Raw genomic sequence first — 20,817 nt, forward strand, 5'->3', positions numbered from 1 at the left:
GCTCTAAGAGCAAGCCTTGTGCCCAAAAGGGCTATTTTAGCGTATTTATGGCTATAATAAGAGCGCATTACATTAAAGGGATTCTATGAAAAGATTGAAGGCCGAGTGGGAAGAGCAAAGCGCCATTTTAATGGCCTTTCCCCACACCGCCACCGACTGGGGGGCATATCTAGCAGAGGCACAAGAGTGTTTTTACAACACCATTTGCGATTTGAGCCATTACCAAAATGTGATTGTTTGCGTGCATCCTAACGACACCAAGAGCCAAGATAGCCTAGCCAAGCTTGATCAAGTGCAAATCGTCTTGATAGACTTCAACGACACATGGGCGCGCGACTTTGGCCCCTTGTGCGTGGAAACGGGCGGGGTAGCGCTTTACTTAGATTTTATCTTCAATGCGTGGGGGGGCAAGTACCAAGCCCACCTAGACAACGCCATCAGCTCCAAGCTCTCCCAAAAAGGGCTTTTAAGACACCCCCTGCGCTCTGTCAATTTTGTGTTAGAGGGCGGGAGTGTGGAGAGCGATGGCGTAGGGACGATTTTAACCACCACTTCTTGTCTCTTAAACCCCGATCGCAACCCCAACTTAGACCAAGCGCGCATTGAGGGGGTGTTAAAGCAAGAGCTGGGGGCAGAGCAAATTTTATGGCTAGAAGTGCAACCTTTAGAAGGAGACGACACAGACGGGCACATCGACACTTTGGCTCGCTTTTTAGACCCGGACACCATCGCCTATGTGAGCTGTGAGGATAGAAACGACTCGCACTACAATGACTTAAAAAACATGGAGGCGCAATTGCGCCGTTTTAGAAACACCAAAGGAAAAAAATATAGACTCTTGCCCCTGCCCCTGCCCCGCCCTAAGTTTCATCAGGGCGTGCGCTTGCCCGCCACTTATGCGAATTTTTTATGGGTGAATAACAATGGACAAAGGGTGTTGTTTGTCCCCACCTATAAAGACCCCGCCGATAACAGGGTGTTAAAACTCTTAGAGGCTAATACGGGGGTGGAGGTCGTGGGCGTGGATTGTTCCATGCTCATCCGGCAAAAGGGCAGTTTGCACTGCGCGGCCATGCAACTTTACTAGGGCTCTTTGGTTAAGCTTGTCATTAGTGGGCGGGTGCAGGGCGTGGGCTTTCGCCCTTTTGTCTATCGCACCGCTAAGAAGCTTGGCACAAAAGGTTATGTTTGTAATGTGGGCGGGCAGGTTGAGGTGGTGCTTGAAAAGGCGCATTTACAGGCATTTTTACAAGAGTTAGAGCACAAACCCAAAGAAGCCCAAATCACCAGCATCGCCCAAGAGCCCACACCCCCGCAAAACCACCCCTTTCACATCGCCCCGAGTTGTGGGGTTTCTTTAAGCTTAAAAGACAATTTACCCCTAGATTTAGCCATATGTGCGGATTGCCTAAAAGACACACAAGACCCCAAAAGCCGTTTTTATCGCTACCCCTTCACGGCGTGTGCGCATTGTGGCCCGCGCTTTAGTTTGCTAGAAAGCTTGCCCTACGATCGCCCCAAAACTTCTATGAAAAACTTTAAACTCTGTGCGGCTTGCACTAAGGATTACAACGACCCCACGAGTCGGCGCTTTTTTGCCCAAAGTTTAAGTTGCCCCCAATGCCCCATCAAATTAAGCTTTTACAACCAAGAGGGCATCGAGAGTCAAAACGCCCTAAAAGAAGCCATCAACGCCCTAAAAAGAGGGGAGGTGGTGGCGCTTAAGGGCGTGGGGGGCTTTGCGCTCACGGCTCTGGCCACAAATAAAAAAGCCATAGAGCAAATCCGCCAAATCAAAGCCCGCCCCTTTAAGCCCCTAGCCCTGATGGTGTCCCTACAGGAGGCGTTAGAGTGCGTGCATTTAAACCAACGAGAGCTAGACGCTCTCGTCTCTAAAGAAGCCCCCATTGTGTTGGCCCGCAAAAAAACCCACATTTACGAGCATTTAGCCCCAAATTTAGACAGCTTGGGCGTGCTCTTGCCCTACACCGCTTTACACCATTTGATCTTGCAAGAGGTGAAAGCGATTGTCTTTACCAGCGCAAATTTAAAGGGCGAACCCATCATCACAGATTTCAAGGAATTGCAAGCCAAATTGCCTAGGCTGTGCGTTTTAACCCATGAGCGCCCCATAGTGCATGGCATAGATGATAGCGTGGTGCGCCTTGTGGCGGGCAAGATGCGCCTTGTGCGCCTTGCTAGAGGCTATGCCCCCCTGCACTTAAGGCTAAAGGCACCTAAAAACACCCTAGGCATGGGGGCGCAAAACAAGGCAAATTTATGTTTCATCAAAGAGGGCTGTTTGGTTACGCCAGAGCTTGGCGGGCTTGATAGCGTGGCAAGTGTACAGCGTTATAAACAAGATTTAGATTTTTTTACCAAACTCTATCGCAAGCCTGAAATCATAGGGCTGGATTTACACCCCAATTACACGGCTAGCCAAATTGGCAAAGAGCAAGGTGCTCCCTTTAAAGAGGTGCAACACCACGCCGCCCACCTGCACGCCCTGCTTGCTGAGTGGGGGCTAAAGCACTCTTTTAAAGAGGGGCAGGCTGTGATCGCCTTTATTTGCGATGGGTTTGGGCTGGCGCAAGATAAGAGCCTTTGGGGTGGGGAGGTCTTTTTAGCCACCTATCAAGCGGGCAAGTTTCACACCAAACATTTGCACAGCCTGCAATCTACCCTTTACCCCCGCTCTACAAATTTATTAAAAGACGCTAACAGCCTAGCCTATGCTTTGGCCTATCAACATAACCTAGCCTTTGCGCCCCTACTTTTAGAGCCCACAAAAGCGCACAACATCGCTACACTCATCACTAAGCAGATTGCCACCATCTCGAGCACTTCTGTGGGGCGCTTATTTGACGCTGTGGCTGGCTTTTGCAAAGTGGGTGGCTTTAACACCTATGAAGCCCAAAGCGCCATGCAATTAGAAAGCCTAGCTGCCACCCACCCCACTAACGACATTTACCCCTTTGAAATCCAAAAAGACATTTCAATCGCCCCCATGCTAAGGGCAATGGAGCAAGACATTTTAGCCCAGCGTTACGCTTTAGTGGCTAAAAAGTTTCACAACACTTTAGCCCACATTGCCCTAAGTTTATCTGTGCGCTACAATTTGCCCTTGCTCTTGGGCGGGGGGGTGTTTTTAAACCGCTTGCTTGGCGACACCCTTCAAGAGATTTTTAAAACTAGGGTTTTCTTTTTGCCTGAAGCGTTGCCCCCCACAGACGGGGCTTTGGCGTTGGGGCAAGCCCATTTTATGGCAAATTCATTTAAGGGGTAGTGCATGCAAATCGTCAGTTTAAGCTGTGGCAATGGAGGCAAAGAGGGGCAGGCTCTCATAGAGAAAGTTTTTAAGCCCTATTTGCAAGATTTTTTAGTGGCGGAGGGCGAGGATAGCGGAGTGTTTAGGGCTGGCGGAGAGTGGGCCATGAGCACGGATAGTTTTGTCATTGACCCGATCGTTTTTAAAGGGGGGGACATTGGCAAGTTGTGCGTGTGTGGGAGCGCCAATGATGTGTGCATGGGTGGCGCACACCCCAAGTATTTGAGCGTGGGTTTTATCTTAGAGGAGGGGCTAGAAGTCACATTGTTGCAACAAATCCTAAGCTCCATCAAAGAGCAGTTAAATTTAGGCGGGCTTAAATTGCTCTCGCTAGACACAAAGGTCGTGCCTAAAGGCTGTGTGGATAAAATTTTTATCAACACCACCGCTTTAGGCTCTGTGCTTTACCCCAATTTGAGTGCGAAAAATTTAAAAGAGGGGCAGGCGATCATTGTGAGCGGACCCATTGGCACGCACGGGGCCATGATCTTTTCCCAAAGGGCTGAAATCCAACTGGACACGCCTTTAGCCAGCGATTGCCAGCAGTTATTCCCTTTGCTTGAGTCTGTGTTTCAAAGTGATTACAAGCTTCACGCTTTAAGGGACGCGACAAGGGGGGGGCTAGCCTCCGTCTTGCACGAGTGGGCGCAAAGCTCGAGCGTAGGCATAGAGGTCAAGGAGGATCAAATCCCCATTTTAGAGGGGGTTAGGGGGGTGTGTGAGATTTTGGGTTTAGAGCCCTATGTTTTGGCTAATGAGGGGGTTTGTGTGTTAAGCGTTAAGGCAAGCGATGCGCCTAGAGTGTGCGCCCTCATGCAAGAGAGCGGGGCTAAAAAGGCTTGCGCGATCGGACAGGTTGTGGCAGGTGGGGGCGTGTTTTTAAAAACCCCTTGGGGCTCTAAACGCCCTTTAGACATTTTAGAGGGCGAGCTCTTGCCTAGGATTTGTTAGCCAAAAGTTATAGGATTATTTACTTTGTTGGCCTAAAGTGCTGGCGCATTTTTGATAAAAAAGTTAAGGAGCGACAATGCGACACGGAGACATCAGCAGCAGTCCAGACACCGTCGGCGTGGCGGTGGTGAATTACAAAATGCCTAGGCTACACACCAAACAAGAGGTCCTAGACAATTGCCACAACATCGCCAATATGATCGCGGGGATTAAGCAGGGCTTGCCCGGGTTAGATCTAATCATCTTCCCCGAGTACAGTACACACGGCATTATGTACGATCGCAAAGAAATGTTTGACACGGCTTCAAGCGTGCCCGGTGAAGAAACCACGATTTTTGCCAACGCATGCCAAAAAAACAAAGTTTGGGGCGTGTTTTCTTTAACGGGTGAAAAACACGAGGACCCCAAAAAAAATCCTTACAACACCTTGATTTTAATCAACGACAAGGGTGAAATTGTGCAAAAATACCGCAAGATTTTACCTTGGTGCCCCATTGAGTGTTGGTATCCGGGGGATAGAACTTATGTGGTAGAGGGGCCAAAAGGCTTGAAAGTTTCTTTGATCATCTGTGATGATGGCAACTATCCTGAAATTTGGCGCGATTGCGCGATGCGCGGGGCAGAGCTCATTGTGCGCTGTCAAGGCTACATGTATCCTGCTAAAGAACAACAAATCAACATGGTCAAAACCATGGCATGGGCAAACCAGTGCTATGTGGCGGTAGCAAACGCCACGGGCTTTGATGGGGTCTATTCTTACTTCGGGCACTCCAGCATTGTGGGCTTTGATGGGCGCACCTTAGGCGAGTGCGGGGAAGAAGAAAATGGGGTACAATACGCCCAGCTTTCTGTGCACGAAATCCGCGATGCGCGCAAACACGATCAAAGCCAAAACCAACTCTTTAAACTCTTGCATAGAGGCTATAGCGGGGTGTTTATCAGTGGAGATGGGGACAAGGGCGTGGCCGAATGCCCCTTTGAGTTTTATAAAACTTGGGTCAATGATCCTAAAAAAGCCCAAGAAAATGTGGAAAAATTCACAAGAAAACACATCGGCGTGAAAGATTGCCCCGTTTACGATTTACCCAATTAGTGTGATTGTGGGGGCTTTAATTAAAAGTGTGTTATAATTGCGGATTCTTAAAACAATAAAAGAAGGAGACCCATGCAAGCACGCCTTTTATGCGCCGCCTTTTGCGCCGTTCTTTTGATGACCGGTTGTGCTAGTGATGCCCCCACCAAAAGTGCAGCGCCTAGCAAGTCCGCCACGGCTAAGAAAGCCCCAGCCCCCGCACAAAGCGCGCAACAAAACGACGATGACGATGATGACATCAATTACGAAAGACAATTAATCCGGGGCAAAAAGTAGGGCACGTTGCTTTTTAAGCGGGCCTTTGGCCTAGACGGGCCTTTGGCCCGTCTGCAAAGTGCAACAAAGATTCAAGAGCTGGTTTATAAAAAGAAAAATTTCATAGGAAAGTGGTCGGAGTAGCGGGATTCAAACCCACGACCTCACCCACCCCAAGGGTGCGCGCTAATCAGGCTGCGCCATACTCCGTAAAGGGCTAATTCTATCTAAATAAGATTAACTTTAACTTAAGACTAGAGAGTCTGCACAAAAGCGCGTACCTGAGAATCTAAGGCTTTGATTTGCTCTAGACTCTCTAAAGCGGGGAGTTTGTCTTTAAAGTGCTCTAGGCTTTGTGCCATGAAAGCGCTCATCTTACCAAAAGAAATGGCCCCCGCCTTAAAGGCTTTTAGGGCTTCTTCATTGCTGGCGTTAAGCACCACCCCCAATTTTGGTCTTTGCAAAAGCAAATCTTTAAGCCTCCAAAGAGGATACCTAGCCACATCGATGGGCTCAAATTTTAAGGAAGTGCTGTATAAATCTAGGGGCTTTGTAAGGGCTCGTGGGGCGTTTTTGGGGCTTAGGGCGTGGATGATGGGCAAGCGCATGTCGGGTTGGCTTAAGTGTGCGTGGTAGCTTTGGTCTTTAAAGCGCACAAGCGCATGCACACAAGAGCTGCGCTCAATGCACGCATCCACGCCAATCCCCCCAAAGAGCCAATGTGCTTCCAAGAGCTCAAAAAGTTTATTGGCCATGCTCGCGGAGTTGATGGTGATGTCTGCGCCCATTTGCCAATTTGGGTGTTGCAAGACCTTTTTAAGGCTTTGGTTAGCGATTTGCTCTAGGGGCGTGTCGCGCAAAGCCCCTCCACTGGCGGTTAAAAACAAGGTGTCTATGCACTCTTTAGGCGTGTTTTTTAGCAAAGAGTGGAGAGCAAAATGCTCGCTATCAATGGGTAAAATCTGCGCCCCTTTTAAAAGCCACCCGCCCACCACCAAAGACTCTTTATTGGCTAGGGCTAGAGTTTTGCCTGCACGCGTGGCGCACAAACTCGGCTCAAGCCCCCCAAAGCCCACAAGGGCGTTAAGCACAATTTCGCTCTGTGAGCTAGCCACCATTTGGGCGATCCCCTCTGCTCCAATAAACACTTCTGTGCTCTTAGGGGCTTTGAGGCGGGGGTAGTCTTGTTTGTCTAAGAGGGCAACTTTTTTGGGCTTGTGGGCAGCGATTTGGGCGTTTAAAAGCTCAACATTGCGCCCAGCGCTCAACGCTTCTATGGGTAAGTTAAAACACGCAGACACTTCTAAGGCTTGACGGCCCACTGAGCCCGTGCTGCCTAAAATGATCATAGATGGGCTTCGAGGACTTCTTTAGTGTGCAGTAAAAAGTGCATGCTTACAGCACCAAAGAGCATGGCATCTAGGCGGTCTAACACACCCCCGTGCCCGGGTAAAATATTCCCACTATCCTTGATGTCTGCCCGCCTTTTTAAAGAGCTTTCATACAAATCTCCCAAAATGGCGCTTAAGGCTATGATGACACTAATCACAAAGGCGTACAGAAAGCCCACATACTTTAAACCCACCAACCCTCCTGCTATGCTAGCAAACATAAGGCCGACAAACGCTCCCTCAAAAGTCTTTTTGGGCGAAGTGGGGCTTAAGGGGATGTACCCAAAGAGTCGCCCGCCAAAATACGCCCCCACATCGGCAGACATCGCCACCACCACGAGCCACACCGCCGCCATGACTCCAAAATCCTTAAACAAAGCCAAAAAACAGGCAAAGTTCAGGGTTGGATAGACAAAAAATAGAGAGTGGCGGACATCTACAGCCTTGTAGGCCAAATACCCCGCCACGAACATGCCCACAAAGAGCACGACTTCAATGGAGGGGAGGATGTAGATCAAAACCCACAGCGCAAACATGCCCACATAGTGCCATGTCGTGGGTGCGGGGCCATAAATCTTTTGATAAATTTGCAAAACTTCATGCCCGCCAAGCATGTATAACACCCCCAGCACCGCCCAAAACACCCATAAAGAGTTTAAGGAAAACACTGTAACGGCTAAAACAACTAAAAAACCTCCCGTGATGTAACGGGTTTTTTGACTAGATAACTTTTTTGTTTCCATTTTATTCATAACCTTTAACGCACAAAAATTAAATCAACAAGGCCGTAAGCAAAGGCACTGATTAGAACAATGCTAATAAGATTGAGCCACAGCCCCGCTTTAATCATATCTTTCATTTGCAAATAGCCCGAGCCGTAGGCGATCGCGTTAGGCGGGGTCGCCACGGGGAGCATAAAAGCACAAGTGGCGGCCAGCGCCACAGGGATGGTCAGGAGCAAGACCTCGGCTCCGTTAAAGCCTAGCCCCAGTGCCACACCCCCCACTACGGGCAAAAACGCCGCCGCTGTGGCGGTGTTGGAGGTGATCTCTGTTAAGCAGATCACCATTGTGGTGACAAGCACAATCAAGAGCAACAAAGGGATATGCCCCAAAAGCGCCACTTGTTTGCCAATCCACAAGGACAGCCCCGTTTTAGAAAACTGGGCTGAAAGAGCCAATCCCCCGCCAAAAAGTAACAACACATCCCAAGGGAGCTTTTTCATGGTGTTCCAATCAATTAAACGGGCGTTTTGCGCGGGGACGATAAAAAGCAGCACTGCCACGGCCATCGCGATGATCGAATCCACGCTGGCTAGCTTGATCCCTTTTGAATGTAAAAAGCTGCCCAAAAAAATCCAGCTTAAGGAAGCGGCTAAAAAGAGAAAAGCGACCCAACGCTCGCCAGCCCCCATGCGCCCCAGCTTTTTTAACTCTTCTTTGATCATCTCCTTGCCCCGGGGATGGCCTGTATTTTAATAGGAAAGATCACATAAGTGAGCAACGCCCAAGCCCCAAAGAGGATCAGCAAAGACAGGGGCACGCCAAAAAGCATCCACTTGCCAAAGTCAATTTTCACATGCAAGGCTTCTTGCATGTAGCCGGCTAAAAGCGCGTTCGGGGGCGTGCCAATGAGTGTGCCTAGCGATCCGATGGACGCGCTGTAAGCGATGCCAAGCATCAAGCACACACTAAAATTGGTGCGATAAACCGGAGTCTTTGCGTCCTGCCCCTTATCTACGATGTTTTGCAAAATCCCGCCCTGGGTGCTTGCCCTTGAAAGCGGGCTCGAGTCTAAGGGCTTTGCTTGCCCTTGGTTTTGCTCTAAGAGTTTGGCGACCAATTGCAGCACGCTAAGGCCTACGGGCATCATCATCACGGCTGTGGCGGTGTTGCTCACCCACATAGACAAAAACGCCGTAGTCAGCATAAAGCCCGCGACTAGAGCCCTAGGGCTGGTGCCGACTAAAGCGATGATGTTTAAGGCGATTCTAGTGTGTAGATTCCATTTTTGCATCGCCATGGCCAGCACAAACCCGCCCATGAATAAAAAGATGATGGGGGAGGCATAAGATGCGCCCACTTCTTTAAAGCTGGCAACACCAAAGAGAGTAAAAAGCACAAGGGGCAAAAGGGCGGTGGCCACAAGCTCAATCGCCTCGCTCATCCACCACACTCCCATTAAAACTGCAACGGCAGCTACAAAGGGCATGCCCTCTATTTTTAATTTAGGCTGGTTTAAGCTGTGCTGGATGCTCTCCAAATGGGCGGACATGGAAAAATACACCAACAAAGCCAATGCAAGGCCGACTACAAACCCAACCCAAGGGATGTAGCAGCCGATACTCGGCTGGGGCATGGCGATCCTTAAAAATAAAATAAAGAACCAACTCTAGGCTAAAAGGGCTTATAATGTGTTTAAAACTACCAGCGGTAGCCCAAAGATGCAGAGAAAATACGCAATTGCCCCAAATCGCTAGACTGGTAATAGCTGTTGCGGTTGCTTTTAAAGGTGAAAGTCCCCCCCCAACCGATGTCAAAGCCCCTAAAATTGTACTTCGCCCCAAAGGCGATGGTGTAGCCATTTGAATCGGGGATGCCAATCGCCTCTTGCGGGCTAGGGGCTTGATCGTAGCTAAACGCCCCCATAAGCCGCAAAGATCGCCCCATATAAGTTGCTCCCAGTCTAAAAGTGTTGGTGTCGCGCCAGCCCGCCCCCATGTTCATCACCCCGCTAAAATCTGCCAAACCGACCATCTTTTTTAAGGTTTCAGGGCTCAAATACTGCACGGTCCCGCCGATGCCCTGATAACTTGCATTGGCAAAGTCTGGCGTGACTAAAAACTTATTGCCCTGTGACCAAAAGGTACGCCGATAAACCCCCTCAATGCGCAAATGGTGCTTAAAAAACTCATGGGCGTAGGCGACATCTAGCATTTCAGGCAAGGACACATTGATGTTTAAATGCCCCTGTGTCAAAACATTGCCCAAGCTTGGGCCCAGCTCAGTTAGGGCGGTTAAATCTCCGTGCATGTTAAAAGTGACGCTGCTGTTATAGACCACAGAAAACATGCCATTATCGAATACCCGCATGCTCGCCGCCGCCCGATAACCCCCACTCCACCCACTGCCATTGCTTTGTTGGACTACCTGAGAGGTCCCGTAAAGATTGGAGTCGGCTTGTTGCAATCCGCTATAACGCATGATTTGCTTTAGCCCATTGTAATAGGCTTCACAAGCGGGGGAGTTTGCATTCATGTTAGGCGCGCAGGCGATGGCGGGTTGGTAACCAATGCCCGCCAGCTGTTGGCGCATGGCACTGGGCACTTGCTGACTAAAGACTTTGTTAGGCAGGCCTATGATTTGATTCGCGCTCAACACAGACGCGCCATGCAAGGGCACATACACGGTGTTGTTAAAACTGCCCGTGGCGTAAAGCCCACGCCCCGCAACGCCCACAGAAAAGCGGTTGCCAATGGTGTAGCTGATGCTGGGAGCAAGCTCAACCATCATGATAAACACATCGCGCAAAAATTCGCCCCCGGGCCCATGCCACTTCATGCCAAGTCCTGAGGGGGCGGTAAAACTCCCCCCAAAGGTAAAGCCATTGTGTGTGCGGCTCTTGTAAAAGAATTTAGGCAACACAAAATTAGTTGTGCCCGTCCAGCCGGGTACCACTTGGTTACTAGGCATGGAAGCCACGGTGGTCACTTTTTCGTTCGTGAGATTTTCTAGGTTGTTGATGAATCGTTTTAGAGCGGGCAAGCCTCCTGTGATGAGCTTATTTGCCGCTGAAGTGGCGACCCCGCCCAGCCCTAAAATATTGATGATGGCCGCCATGTTTTGCTTGCTTTTATCCATCACAAGGCTTGTGACCGAATATAGACCTTGGTTGCTGCTAGGCACCATAAACTTAAAAGCCGGGATGTTGATCACCGTGCTCGTCACTTCAAACTCGCTGCGATTCTCCCCCCAATCGTTTTCAAAGCCCATGTTTGCGGGGTTATAATAACTCGCATCCGCCCCCCTAGCCCCCGCGACATAGGCCGAGCCTAAAGCCGTGCCATTTAAGCTTTGTTCAGAAATTTGAAACCCATTAGCCGCCAAAGACGCGGGCAAAAGAGGCCATAAAAAGCGTAAGCGCAAAATAAACCCCCTAAATCATTGCGGGTGGTAGGCTTCAAACACGATGGCCACGCCCGTGGTCATGTTTTGAAACAATATTTTTTCCGGGTTGCGCTCGTAGTAGATCAATTCCCCATTTTCTACAAAGCGCTGGATGAGCGTGCCATTGGGGGCGATCTGCTTGCCCATGCCTTGAAAAATGTCGCGCCCTAAAACGATGTCATCGAAAAGATCGCCATAGCTGACTTTGCCAAACATGTCCCTAGCCGCGCTCCATTTTGCCATGCAAGTACCCGAAAAACAAATGTAATTTTTTTTAATGACAATGTCGCCTAGCCGCTTACTGAGTTTATACAGCACGAGCTCTAAATCCCCTTCTTTGGTGCGTCCGATCGTCCCGTAATCGTAAAAACGCAGAACCGGCGTGTAAATGTAGATGAGTTTGAATTTGGCCAACTCCTGCTTGATCTTGGCCTCTTGCTCCCGCTGGCGCTCTGCATAACTCTTCTTAATAAAAAACTTTTTATGAGGCTTGTGGGGCTTATGAGACTTATGGGGTTTTTCAGGTTTTGGCTGGTGGTGGCACGCACTCACAAGGAAACCAAAAAGCCCAACCGCCAATAAACGCCCCCACAAACAACCCCGGCGCAAATTCTAATCCGTTGCCCTACCCGCGCGCGCGGTTAAAGACATTGTACCAAATGCGCCCGTCTAGCTTTAGCTCCATACTCACTTGGCAAAGCCCATCTTTGTAAATTGTTTCCGTGATCTCGGCGTTGCGGATCAAGGCATTGACCTTTGTTTTGATCACAGAGTTTTGCAAAATCATGTCTTTAACCGTGTCGGTGGCATTCACGCGAATCCCATACATCTTCTCGCCCAACTGGCGGTAACCATCCACAATCGCCGCCCTTTTAGCCAAAGCTAGGGCTTGAGAAGGCGAAATGGTTGATTCAGGCGCGACACCCATCCCCACCGCACTGAGCTCAATCACATTTGTGGGAGTGAGGATAGGGGTGTTGGCAATCATGCCACTCTCTCCAGCGGATGCGCTGGGCGCAACATTTTGGGAGGAATTGTCAAAGCGCGTCTCAATCTGTGGAGAAGAGGGGGATTTGGGAAAAACGGGCATGGAGTGGTTGCTGCGCCCATTGTTGAAAGTTGTGGGTGGGTAAATGGGAGCCTGCAAACCCGTAGCTGAGGGCGGGATGAGCTGCGTGATCCCGGGCTTTTTAAACCAACCACACCCCACCAAAACTGCAGCTAGCCCAACGGACAAGCAAAAGGGGGCGGCTTTTTTTAAAACGCCAACGACAGACTCTAAATGCGCTTCTCGCTTCATCACACGACCTTTGGATAATTTAAGCCCCCATTTTAACACAAAAACCCTAAAATTTGTAAAAAGCCTGTGCCCGTTTTTGGACGAAAAGCATGCTAAAGAGGAGTACAAAGCTTAAAATGCTCAGAGTGAGCGCGTATCGATTCGCCAAGGCTAAATCATTTGCTTCCGCTTGGGTGTAAATGGCGATGCTTGCTACCCTTGTTTCTCCCTCAATGTTGCCCCCCACCATCATCACCACCCCAAATTCGCCCACAGTGTGTGCAAAAGTCGTGATGATCGCCATGAGCAAAGCGGGCTTGATGTTGGGCAAGAGCACCTGAAAAAAAGTGGCCGTTTTGCTTTTACCCAGCGTGTAGCTGGCTTCCTTCAAAGATTGCGGGAGGCTCTTTAGGGCGTTTTGGATGGGATTAACCATAAAGGGCAAAGAGAAAATGACGCTGGCTAGCACCAGTCCGCTAAAGCTAAAAACGAGGTGGATGTTAAACTTTTGCAAAAACGCCCCTAGAGGGTTTTCAGGCGCAAAGAGCACCAAGAGATAGAAGCCCAACACCGTGGGGGGCAAGATCAAGGGCATCCAAGTTAGGGTTTCGATCACAAGTTTTAAAAGCCCGTCTTTAAACGCCAAATATGCCCCCAAAGCCAGCCCTATGGGGCATAAAACAAGAGTTGTTAGCCCGGCGAGTTTAAAAGTGAGGGCTAGAGTGGCGTAAAAATTAGCTTCCAAAGGGGGGAACCAAGTAGCCATAGGATTTAAGGATGGCTTGCCCCTTAACGCTCAAAATAAAATCTGCAAAATCCTTAGCCAGTGCTTTATCCCCGCCCGCTTTGGTGAGTACCATCGCCTGCTCTATGGGGCTGTAATACTCTTGGGGGACAATCAAATAGTGCGCCTTTTTATCCATTAAAGAGAGCGCGCTAAAGCCCAGCTGTGCGGCTTTGCTAGCGACATAGGAGGTTGCCTGCCCCACGGAGTTGGCCTCAGCGATCTTAAGCTGCAAAGTGTCGGCAAGGTGCAACTTTTTCAACACTTCCATGCCCGCGCGCCCATAGGGGGCCAGCGAAGGGTTGGCAATCGCCAAATGCTTGAAAGAGTCTTGCAAAGCGTCTAAAGACTTCACTTTTCTGGTTGTGCTCCAAAGCACCAGCACCCCTCGTGCATAGACTTGCACGGGATAAGGGGTGTAGCCCCCTTGCACCAATCGTAGGGGGCGGGCTTTGTCGGCGCTGATGAACAAATCATAGGGCGCGCCCAGTGTGATTTGCTTAAACAAACTCCCCGAAGAACCAAAACTCAAAAGCACCTTGTCTTTAGGGTGCTCTTTTAAAAATGCCACTTTGATCGCTTGTAGGGCTCGGCTCAAATTCGCCGCCGCCGCGACTTTAATTTGCGCCCCATAGCAAAAACCCACCAACAAAACAAGGCATAAAAAACGCATAAAGGTCTCCTGTTTATTTGAAATTATATCTCATACGCATTAACAATATGGCATTGTGCTACAATGTTTGCTTTAGCCTAAAGGGAGTGTATGACAAATTTAAAGAGAGTAGAAGAAGCGATCAAGGCCTTAAAAAATGGGGAGTTGGTGATCTTAATGGACGATGAGGATCGCGAAAACGAGGGGGATTTGGTGATGGCTGGCATTTTCACCACCCCTGAAAAAATCAACTTCATGGCAAAACACGCAAGGGGGCTCATTTGTGTCGCTTTAACTCAAGAGATCGCGAGCAAGTTTGAGCTAAAACCGATGGTGAGCCACAACGACTCCAAACATGAAACGGCTTTTACCATCTCCATTGACGCGAGGGCGGCTAAAACGGGCATTTCTGCTTATGAACGCTCATTAACCATTGAGCTTTTGTGCAAAGAACACAGCACACCTGAAGACTTTGTGCGCCCCGGGCACATTTTCCCCCTCATTGCCAAAGAAGAAGGGGTGTTGGTGCGCACAGGGCACACGGAGGCGAGCGTGGATTTGTGTAAATTAGCGGGGCTAAAACCGGTGAGCGTGATTTGTGAGATCATGAAAGAGGATGGCTCGATGGCAAAGAGGGGGGATAAATTTTTATTAGACTTTGCCAAAACCCACGATCTTAAGGTTTTGTATGTGTCTGACATTGTGAGCTACCGCCTGCAAAGTGAAAACCTTTTACGCTTGCTAGAAGAGTCGCCCGCCCAGTTAGCAGGTGTGTATTGCCATAGCTTGGTATTTTTAGACCATCTAAAGAGGAAGCACTTTGTCTATCGGTTTGCAGACTTGGGCAATGCTCCTTTGGTGCGCTTTCACATCATCCGAAGCGATCACGAGCTTTTAAGCCACGCACAAAACTATAACTTTTTTATGCGGGTTGTGGAGAGGTTGCGCCTTGAGGGGGGAGTGTTGGTGTTTATCGACCCGCAGGCTAAAGTGCATGACACACTAAAAAACTTTGGCATCGGGGCACTGGTGCTTAAAAGTTTAGGCATTAAGACTTTTCGCCTGCTCACCACGCAAGATAGCCCCGAATACACCGCACTAAAGGGCTTTGATTTGGAAATGTTAGAGGCGATTTGCCCTTAGTGTCTTGCTCAAAGATTGAGTCAAAGTTGTCCCGCTGAAACAGAACCCTAAAAGAGGCTACTTGCGCTTGAGTATCTCAAGGTGTAAAAGAAGCTCTAACCATATCACAAGCCATCTGATGATGTCGGCGTGCTTTTTTAGCAATGCGTATCATCTCTCCTCTTAATCTAGGATAAATCTAAGCCTTACGCGCGAACAAGAGGCCAAAATTCACCCATTTAAAGAGCACTTCGGGCTGTTTAAAGCCGGCGCGCTCTAAAAGGGCGGTGTTTTCTTGCAGGCTGTAAGGCACGAGTACATTTTCTAGGGCCTCTCTTTTAAAGCTGATTTCGTTTAAAGTGTAGCCTTGCGCCTGCTTATACAGATAGTAAAGCTCGACCATTTGCTTGTCCAAAATGCGATCCATGCTCATCATTTTCTCGGCCACCACCACCACGCCCCCGGGCCTTAGCGCGTCAAAAATGCGCTCTAAGAGGGCTTGGCGCTGGAGGGGGCGGATGAATTGCAAAGTATAAAGCAGGCTCACCGCCCCCGCATCTTCTAAAGAGGTGGTGAGCAGGTCTTCGCAGCGAAACACCACATGAGGGGCGCTTAATTTCTCTTGCGCCTTTTCGAGCATGCTAGGGGAGTTGTCTATGCCCACTAAGGGCGTATCCACAAGGGGGGCTAGAGCGGCCAAAAAATTACCCGTAGAACAGCCCAAATCGTAGAGCGCACCCTCTAAGTCTTGGGCGATAAAGTGGCTGGCTAATTTGAGTGTTTCTTGGTAATAGGGGATGGAGCGCTCCAGCATGTCATCAAACATGCCCGCCACTTGGCTATCAAACTCAAAGCGTTTGGGCAGGGGAGCGTTAAAAAGGGTGTCCTTCACAACTGGGCTAAACCAAAGACGGGCGAGCTAGGGCTGGCGTAGGCTTTTTTTGGAATGCGCCCGGCTAAATAACTCTTACGCCCCGCTATGACGGCAAATTTCATGCTCTCTGCCATCATCACCGGGTCTTGGGCGAGCGCGATGGCCGAGTTTGTTAAAACCCCATCTGCACCTAGCTCCATGGCAATGCTGGCATCCGAGGCACAGCCCACGCCCGCATCTACAATCACGGGTACACTCACCGCCTCTTTAATGAAGCCGACATTGTAGCGGTTTTGGATGCCAAGCCCGCTTCCAATGGGAGAGGCTAGAGGCATTACAGCACTCGCTCCGGCGTTTTCAAGCTTTTTAGCCATGATGGGATCGTCATTGCTATAAGCGAGCACACAAAAGCCCTCTTTAGCCAAGACCTCGCAAGCGTGCAGAGTTTCTAGCACATCCGGATAGAGCGTTCGATCATCCCCGATAATTTCCAGTTTGATAAAATCAATCCCGGTGGCCTCTTTGACAAGCCTGAAAAGGGCGATCGCCTCTTGGGCGGTGCGACACCCTGCCGAGTTTGGCAAAAAGCTAATGCCCGTGTCCTTAAAAGTGTCTAGCAGGTTTTCGCTGTGAGGGTCTGTGATATTCACACGCCGCACGGCCACGGTGATCATCTCCGCCCCGCTGGCCAAGGTCGCCTGCTTGGTGGTGGCAAAATCCTTATACTTGCCACTGCCTACAATCAGGCGCGAGGCAAAGGTTTTAGAGCCGATAATGAGGGGGTCTTGCACCGCTAGGCTTTCTTATGCACGATTTGGTTGATGTAGTAATCCACAGAGCCTAAGCCCTCTTTTTTGGCCCACTCTAGGCAGGCAGACACAAACACCCAGTTGATGTGTTCGTAGAATTTCTCCAAATACACGGGGCGGGCGTTTTTGTGATCGATGTAGTAGGCGTGCTCCCACACATCCACGACCAAGAGGGGGACCTTATGCTCGGTTACAGGGGTGTGAGCGTTGCTGGTTTGCACGATCTCGATCTTGTGGTTAGCGGGGTTATAGACCGCCCAATTCCAGCCAGAGCCAAAAAGCGTGGTTGCGCTTTTAATAAAGGCCTCTTTAAAGCCCTCTAAAGAGCCGTAATCATGCTCTAGGGCTTCTTTGAGCTCTGCGCTCATTTCTGTGGCCTTAGGACTCAAGCAATCCCAATAAAAATCGTGGTTGTAAATTTGGGCGGCGTTGTTAAACACCCCTCCGCTGGATTTGGTGAGGATGGTGAATAGACAGCTGTCCTTAAATTCCGTGTCTTTGATGAGGTTGTTGAGGTTATTGACATAGGCTTGGTGGTGCTTGCCGTGGTGGTAGTCAAAGGCGGTGGGGCTTAAAAAATCTCCCATGCTGTCTTTGCTGTAGGGCAATTCTCTTAAAACAAACATGTTTTCTCCTTAAATTGAAATAGAGGGCTATTATAATCATTTTAATTGCATTTTTGATAAACAAGGGCTTTTAGGATTCCAGCAGGCGGTTTAGCAAGAGCTCTTGTTGTTCTTGAAAAACCAAAATTGGGTCTTTTAGACTGTTATTAAGATAGTCTATGTAAGGCTTGTTGGTCTGGTAGTAGGCGCGGCTTTCGAGCATGTTGATGGCGATTTGGCAGGGGATTTTACCCGCACTCAGGTAGTGCAGATTCAACAAAAGGTCGTTTAGCATGCCAAGCTTGCTTGCGCTAATTAAAAGCAGTTTTGTTTTGAGATGGAGGGCTAAATCCACAATCCGCACTTTTTCATCTAGGGGCACGAGCAAGCCCCCGACCCCTTCGATGATGAGCAGGTCGCACCGCTCTTGCAAGGCTTTTAACTTTTTTTCGATGTGCTTAAAGTCTATGGGGGGCAGGTGGGGCTCAAAACGGGAGGCCACAAAGGGGCTTGCCGCTAAAACAAAGCGGTAAAAGCTGATGTCGTCTAAGGTTAAATCGGGGTCTATGTGCTGGTTTTCCTCTAAAAAAGTTTCGGCATCGCTGGTTTCTTGCGTGTTGATGCCCGTTTCAATGGGCTTAACTAAGAAGGTTTTGATCCCCCGTTCATTGTAAAGTTTGGCTAATTTAAGGGCTATGGTGGTTTTGCCCATATCTGTGTTTGTGGCGCTGACAAAAATGGGGCGGTGCATGTAAAATCCTTGTTGTGGTTTTTAGTAGCGGTGTATTATAATACAAATGCTCCCTAACGATACTTTTAGCTTAACTTTCTTATAATGCTGGGAAAAGTCTGTGAGGTTTTTTATGCTTAGAGTACTTTTTGGAATCAGCGATACGCAAGAATGTAGAAGCGGGGTGGATGCGGCAATTAGGCTCTTCTCTAAGATCAAAGAAGTGCATTTTACTTTGGTGCATGTGAGTCCGGAGGTTTTGATTTATCCTGAAAGCGGGATCATGAATTACAGCCAAACCGAGGTCGTGGCAAACGAACAATCTAAGCAACTTATCGATGAGTTCATGGAGCTTTTCACCCAAGAGGGCATCTCTTGCGAAACGGTGCTTAAAATGGGTAATCCTGTGGATATTGTGCTGGAGATGGCACCCAGTTTCGATCTTTTGGTGATTGGGGCTAGCGAGTCTTCGATGTTTTACCGCCTTTTTGGGTCGCACCAAAACAGCTTCATCGATAATTCCCCCATCCCCGTTTTGGTGGCAAAATAATGCCCCCCATCACGACAAGACTAAATCGGCTCTTAAACGCCGCCCTAGCGCTGGCTAGTAAGCTCTCCCACCGCTACATCACCCCTGAGCATTTGTTTTTTATCATGCTCAACGATAAAGAAGTGCAGGGGTTTTTAAAACGGCTGGATTTAGACATCGATGAGGCCAAACAGCTAGCACAAAATTACCTCACCGAGAATATTCCCACCTACGAAAACGCCCTAGAAAGCCATGGCAAGACCCCCGTCAATGACGAGCACCTTAACCGCCTTTTTCAGACTTTAAGCCGTTATGCCAAAGAAATGCCCCACAAAGTCCTGGATGTGCAAGACTTGCTGTGGCTCATGGTTGAAAAAATCCCCTGCTACGCCACAGAGATTTTGAAAACCTATGGGGTCGATGGCCCTAAAATTTTAGAGCAACCCCCCCTAACTTTCTCTAAAGAAAAGACCCCTGCCCTTAGAAAATTCGCCCGGGATTTAAACGCCCTAGCCGCTAGAAACGCCATTGACCCGGTGTCTCACAGAGAAGCAGAAATCAAAAATGTGATCGAAATTTTGGGGCGGCGCAAGAAAAACAACCCTCTATTGGTGGGCGAGCCGGGCGTGGGAAAGACCGCCATTGCAGAGGGCTTGGCTTTAAAGATCGCTAGGCAGGAGGTCCCCCCATTTTTGTTAGGGCGCACGATTTACGCCCTAGATTTAAGTGCGATGGTCGCGGGGAGCAAGTATCGGGGCGAATTTGAAAAACGCTTGAAAAAAACCCTAAAAGAGCTCCAAAGGGACAAGGGGAGCATTTTATTCATTGATGAAATCCACACCGTGCTAGGGGCTGGGGCTTCTAGTGCAGGCGCGCTTGATGGGGCGAATATCTTAAAACCCATGCTGGCCGATGGGAGTTTAAGTTGCATTGGGGCGACCACTTTTGACGAGTTTCGCGCAGTGCTCGAAAAGGACAAGGCTTTTTGCCGCCGCTTTAGTAAAATCGATGTTTTAGAGCCCTCTAAAGAGGATTGTTACGGCATTTTAGACGACATCGCTGGCTACTACGAACGCCACCACAAGGTCAAATACAGCAAAGAGGCTTTAAAAGCTTGTGTGGATTTGTCGGTGCATTACTTGCATGAAAGCTTTTTGCCCGACAAGGCGATCGATCTTATGGACATGGCCGGCTCGTTTAAGAAAATCTACGCCCCAAACACCAACCCCCCCACTATCTCTAAAAGCGACATTGAAAATGTACTCTCTTTTAAAATCGATATTCCTAAAGCCCACATTAGCCCAGAGAAAAAGAACCACTTGAAGGGGCTAGAAGAACAGCTTAAAAAAGAGGTCTTTGCCCAAGAAGAGGCGATTGCCCGCCTAGTGGAAACCATAAAAATCCACGCTTCAGGTCTGAGCGGCGCGCAAAAGCCCATTGCAAGCTTTTTATTTGTCGGCCCTAGCGGGGTGGGCAAGACGGAGTTAGCCAAAGCTCTAGCCAAACACATGCACTTGCATTTAGAGCGCTTTGACATGAGCGAGTATAAGGAACCCCACAGCATTTCTAAACTCATCGGCGCGCCCTCGGGCTATGTGGGCTTTGAGCAGGGCGGGCTCTTGGTCAATGCCATGCGAAAGCATCCCCGCTGTGTACTCCTGCTCGATGAGATTGAAAAAGCACACCCCAATGTTTATGATTTGCTCTTGCAAATCACCGATAACGCGGCCCTGACAGACAATAGCGGAAAAAAGAGCGATTTTAGGCACACGATTTTAATTTTAACTTCCAATGCGGGCAGCCAAACTTTGGGCAAGTTGGGCTTTTTGGAGGACAACACCCACAAGTACCACCAAGCCCTAAAGGAGCTTTTAAGCCCAGAGCTACGCTCAAGATTGGACGCAGTTTTGACTTTCAAGCCCTTAGATTTGCCGCATTTAGAGTGTGTAGTGCAAAAAGAGTGCAAAAAAATAGAAGCCGTGCTGGCCCCTAGAAACATCAGCCTAGTTGTGGATAAGTCGGCGATCGCTCATCTCGCATCCTTGTGTTTAAAAGACCCATTGGGCGCACGCGTTGTAGAAAAACTGGTCCATACGCACATCAAGGTGAAACTCAGCGATGCCCTGCTCTTTGGTGGGCTCAAGGAGGGGGGGAGCGCAAGATTTATATGGCGCAACCAAGAAATGCAACTTGTCCTTAAAACTGCAAGCAAACCCCGCAAGATGCGCCAGACCACGAAAACGCCTTGA

General features: G+C 49.2%; 19 protein-coding genes, 1 tRNA gene and 1 pseudogene. 8 read left to right on the forward strand and 13 right to left on the reverse strand.

Annotated elements, in window-relative coordinates; genetic code table 11:
• Positions 1 to 85: 85 nt before the first annotated feature.
• The 5 genes from HAL07_RS01630 to HAL07_RS01650 all read left to right on the forward strand — a co-directional run bounded on the left by HAL07_RS01630 (position 86) and on the right by HAL07_RS01650 (position 5,648).
• Positions 86 to 1,087 (forward strand): agmatine deiminase family protein, encoded by a 1,002-nt coding sequence (locus tag HAL07_RS01630; RefSeq protein ID WP_053944868.1) that lies wholly within the window; start codon positions 86 to 88, stop codon positions 1,085 to 1,087.
• Positions 1,088 to 1,093: 6 nt separating this feature from the next.
• Positions 1,094 to 3,286: a carbamoyltransferase HypF gene (gene hypF, locus HAL07_RS01635; protein WP_202903462.1), complete on the forward strand. Its 2,193-nt coding sequence runs from the start codon at positions 1,094 to 1,096 to the stop codon at positions 3,284 to 3,286.
• A 3-nt stretch (positions 3,287 to 3,289) separates the two neighbouring features.
• Positions 3,290 to 4,279: a hydrogenase expression/formation protein HypE gene (gene hypE, locus HAL07_RS01640; RefSeq protein ID WP_053941687.1), complete on the forward strand. Its 990-nt coding sequence runs from the start codon at positions 3,290 to 3,292 to the stop codon at positions 4,277 to 4,279.
• A gap of 76 nt (positions 4,280 to 4,355) precedes the next feature.
• Entirely contained in the window at positions 4,356 to 5,372 is a 1,017-nt protein-coding gene (locus HAL07_RS01645; RefSeq protein WP_053941686.1) for an aliphatic amidase, read from the forward strand.
• 72 nt (positions 5,373 to 5,444) lie between these two features.
• Positions 5,445 to 5,648, forward strand: a complete 204-nt coding sequence (locus HAL07_RS01650; protein WP_053941685.1) for a hypothetical protein — start codon at positions 5,445 to 5,447, stop codon at positions 5,646 to 5,648.
• A gap of 111 nt (positions 5,649 to 5,759) precedes the next feature.
• Here HAL07_RS01650 and HAL07_RS01655 read toward each other — a convergent pair.
• From HAL07_RS01655 to modA, 9 genes and pseudogenes are all read right to left on the reverse strand, one after another.
• A tRNA-Pro gene (locus tag HAL07_RS01655) sits at positions 5,760 to 5,837 on the reverse strand.
• Positions 5,838 to 5,881: 44 nt separating this feature from the next.
• The gene (gene dxr / locus HAL07_RS01660; protein WP_082355775.1) at positions 5,882 to 6,976 is read right to left on the reverse strand and encodes a 1-deoxy-D-xylulose-5-phosphate reductoisomerase; all 1,095 of its coding nucleotides are present in this window, start codon (positions 6,974 to 6,976) and stop codon (positions 5,882 to 5,884) included.
• Positions 6,973 to 7,761 carry a phosphatidate cytidylyltransferase gene (locus HAL07_RS01665; RefSeq protein ID WP_053944869.1) on the reverse strand — a complete coding sequence of 263 codons (789 nt, stop codon included), beginning with the start codon at positions 7,759 to 7,761 and terminating at the stop codon, positions 6,973 to 6,975. The genes dxr and HAL07_RS01665 overlap by 4 nt, the downstream gene beginning before the upstream one ends.
• Positions 7,762 to 7,775: 14 nt before the next feature.
• Positions 7,776 to 9,376: pseudogene (locus tag HAL07_RS01670) on the reverse strand (SLC13 family permease).
• Positions 9,377 to 9,441: 65 nt separating this feature from the next.
• Complete coding sequence (locus HAL07_RS01675) at positions 9,442 to 11,163, reverse strand: OmpP1/FadL family transporter (RefSeq protein ID WP_053944870.1); 1,722 nt, start codon at positions 11,161 to 11,163, stop codon at positions 9,442 to 9,444.
• 15 nt (positions 11,164 to 11,178) lie between these two features.
• The gene (locus HAL07_RS01680) at positions 11,179 to 11,778 is read right to left on the reverse strand and encodes an HP0838 family lipoprotein (RefSeq protein WP_053945035.1); all 600 of its coding nucleotides are present in this window, start codon (positions 11,776 to 11,778) and stop codon (positions 11,179 to 11,181) included.
• Positions 11,779 to 11,809: 31 nt separating this feature from the next.
• Positions 11,810 to 12,484, reverse strand: coding sequence for an LPP20 family lipoprotein (locus HAL07_RS01685; protein ID WP_053941682.1), 675 nt, complete (start codon positions 12,482 to 12,484; stop codon positions 11,810 to 11,812).
• 46 nt (positions 12,485 to 12,530) lie between these two features.
• Complete coding sequence (gene modB / locus HAL07_RS01690) at positions 12,531 to 13,208, reverse strand: molybdate ABC transporter permease subunit (protein WP_053941772.1); 678 nt, start codon at positions 13,206 to 13,208, stop codon at positions 12,531 to 12,533.
• Positions 13,198 to 13,920 (reverse strand): molybdate ABC transporter substrate-binding protein, encoded by a 723-nt coding sequence (gene modA, locus HAL07_RS01695; RefSeq protein WP_053941681.1) that lies wholly within the window; start codon positions 13,918 to 13,920, stop codon positions 13,198 to 13,200. The genes modB and modA overlap by 11 nt, the downstream gene beginning before the upstream one ends.
• Positions 13,921 to 14,010: 90 nt before the next feature.
• Here modA and HAL07_RS01700 point away from each other — a divergent pair, with 90 nt between their 5' ends.
• The gene (locus tag HAL07_RS01700; protein WP_053944871.1) at positions 14,011 to 15,042 is read left to right on the forward strand and encodes a bifunctional 3,4-dihydroxy-2-butanone 4-phosphate synthase/GTP cyclohydrolase II; all 1,032 of its coding nucleotides are present in this window, start codon (positions 14,011 to 14,013) and stop codon (positions 15,040 to 15,042) included.
• Between the two features lie 178 nt (positions 15,043 to 15,220).
• On the opposite strand, the gene cmoA is transcribed toward HAL07_RS01700, so the two are convergent.
• The 4 genes from cmoA to bioD all read right to left on the reverse strand — a co-directional run bounded on the left by cmoA (position 15,221) and on the right by bioD (position 18,060).
• Entirely contained in the window at positions 15,221 to 15,913 is a 693-nt protein-coding gene (gene cmoA / locus HAL07_RS01705; protein WP_053941679.1) for a carboxy-S-adenosyl-L-methionine synthase CmoA, read from the reverse strand.
• Positions 15,910 to 16,686, reverse strand: a complete 777-nt coding sequence (locus tag HAL07_RS01710; RefSeq protein WP_053944872.1) for a thiazole synthase — start codon at positions 16,684 to 16,686, stop codon at positions 15,910 to 15,912. Before HAL07_RS01710 ends, cmoA begins: the two co-directional genes overlap by 4 nt.
• 2 nt (positions 16,687 to 16,688) lie before the next feature.
• Positions 16,689 to 17,330, reverse strand: coding sequence for a superoxide dismutase [Fe] (sodB, locus tag HAL07_RS01715; RefSeq protein ID WP_053944873.1), 642 nt, complete (start codon positions 17,328 to 17,330; stop codon positions 16,689 to 16,691).
• A gap of 70 nt (positions 17,331 to 17,400) precedes the next feature.
• A complete protein-coding gene (bioD, locus tag HAL07_RS01720) occupies positions 17,401 to 18,060 on the reverse strand; it encodes a dethiobiotin synthase (protein WP_053944874.1) in 660 nt (219 codons plus the stop codon).
• 112 nt (positions 18,061 to 18,172) lie between these two features.
• On the opposite strand from bioD, the gene HAL07_RS01725 reads away from it, so the two are divergent.
• On the forward strand, positions 18,173 to 18,589 hold the full coding sequence (locus HAL07_RS01725; RefSeq protein ID WP_053941675.1) for a universal stress protein: 417 nt from the start codon (positions 18,173 to 18,175) through the stop codon (positions 18,587 to 18,589).
• Positions 18,589 to 20,817: an AAA family ATPase gene (locus tag HAL07_RS01730; RefSeq protein ID WP_053941674.1), complete on the forward strand. Its 2,229-nt coding sequence runs from the start codon at positions 18,589 to 18,591 to the stop codon at positions 20,815 to 20,817. The genes HAL07_RS01725 and HAL07_RS01730 overlap by 1 nt, the downstream gene beginning before the upstream one ends.

The organism is Helicobacter ailurogastricus, assembly GCF_001282945.1.
In the GTDB taxonomy this organism is placed as follows: Bacteria; Campylobacterota; Campylobacteria; order Campylobacterales; family Helicobacteraceae; genus Helicobacter; species Helicobacter ailurogastricus.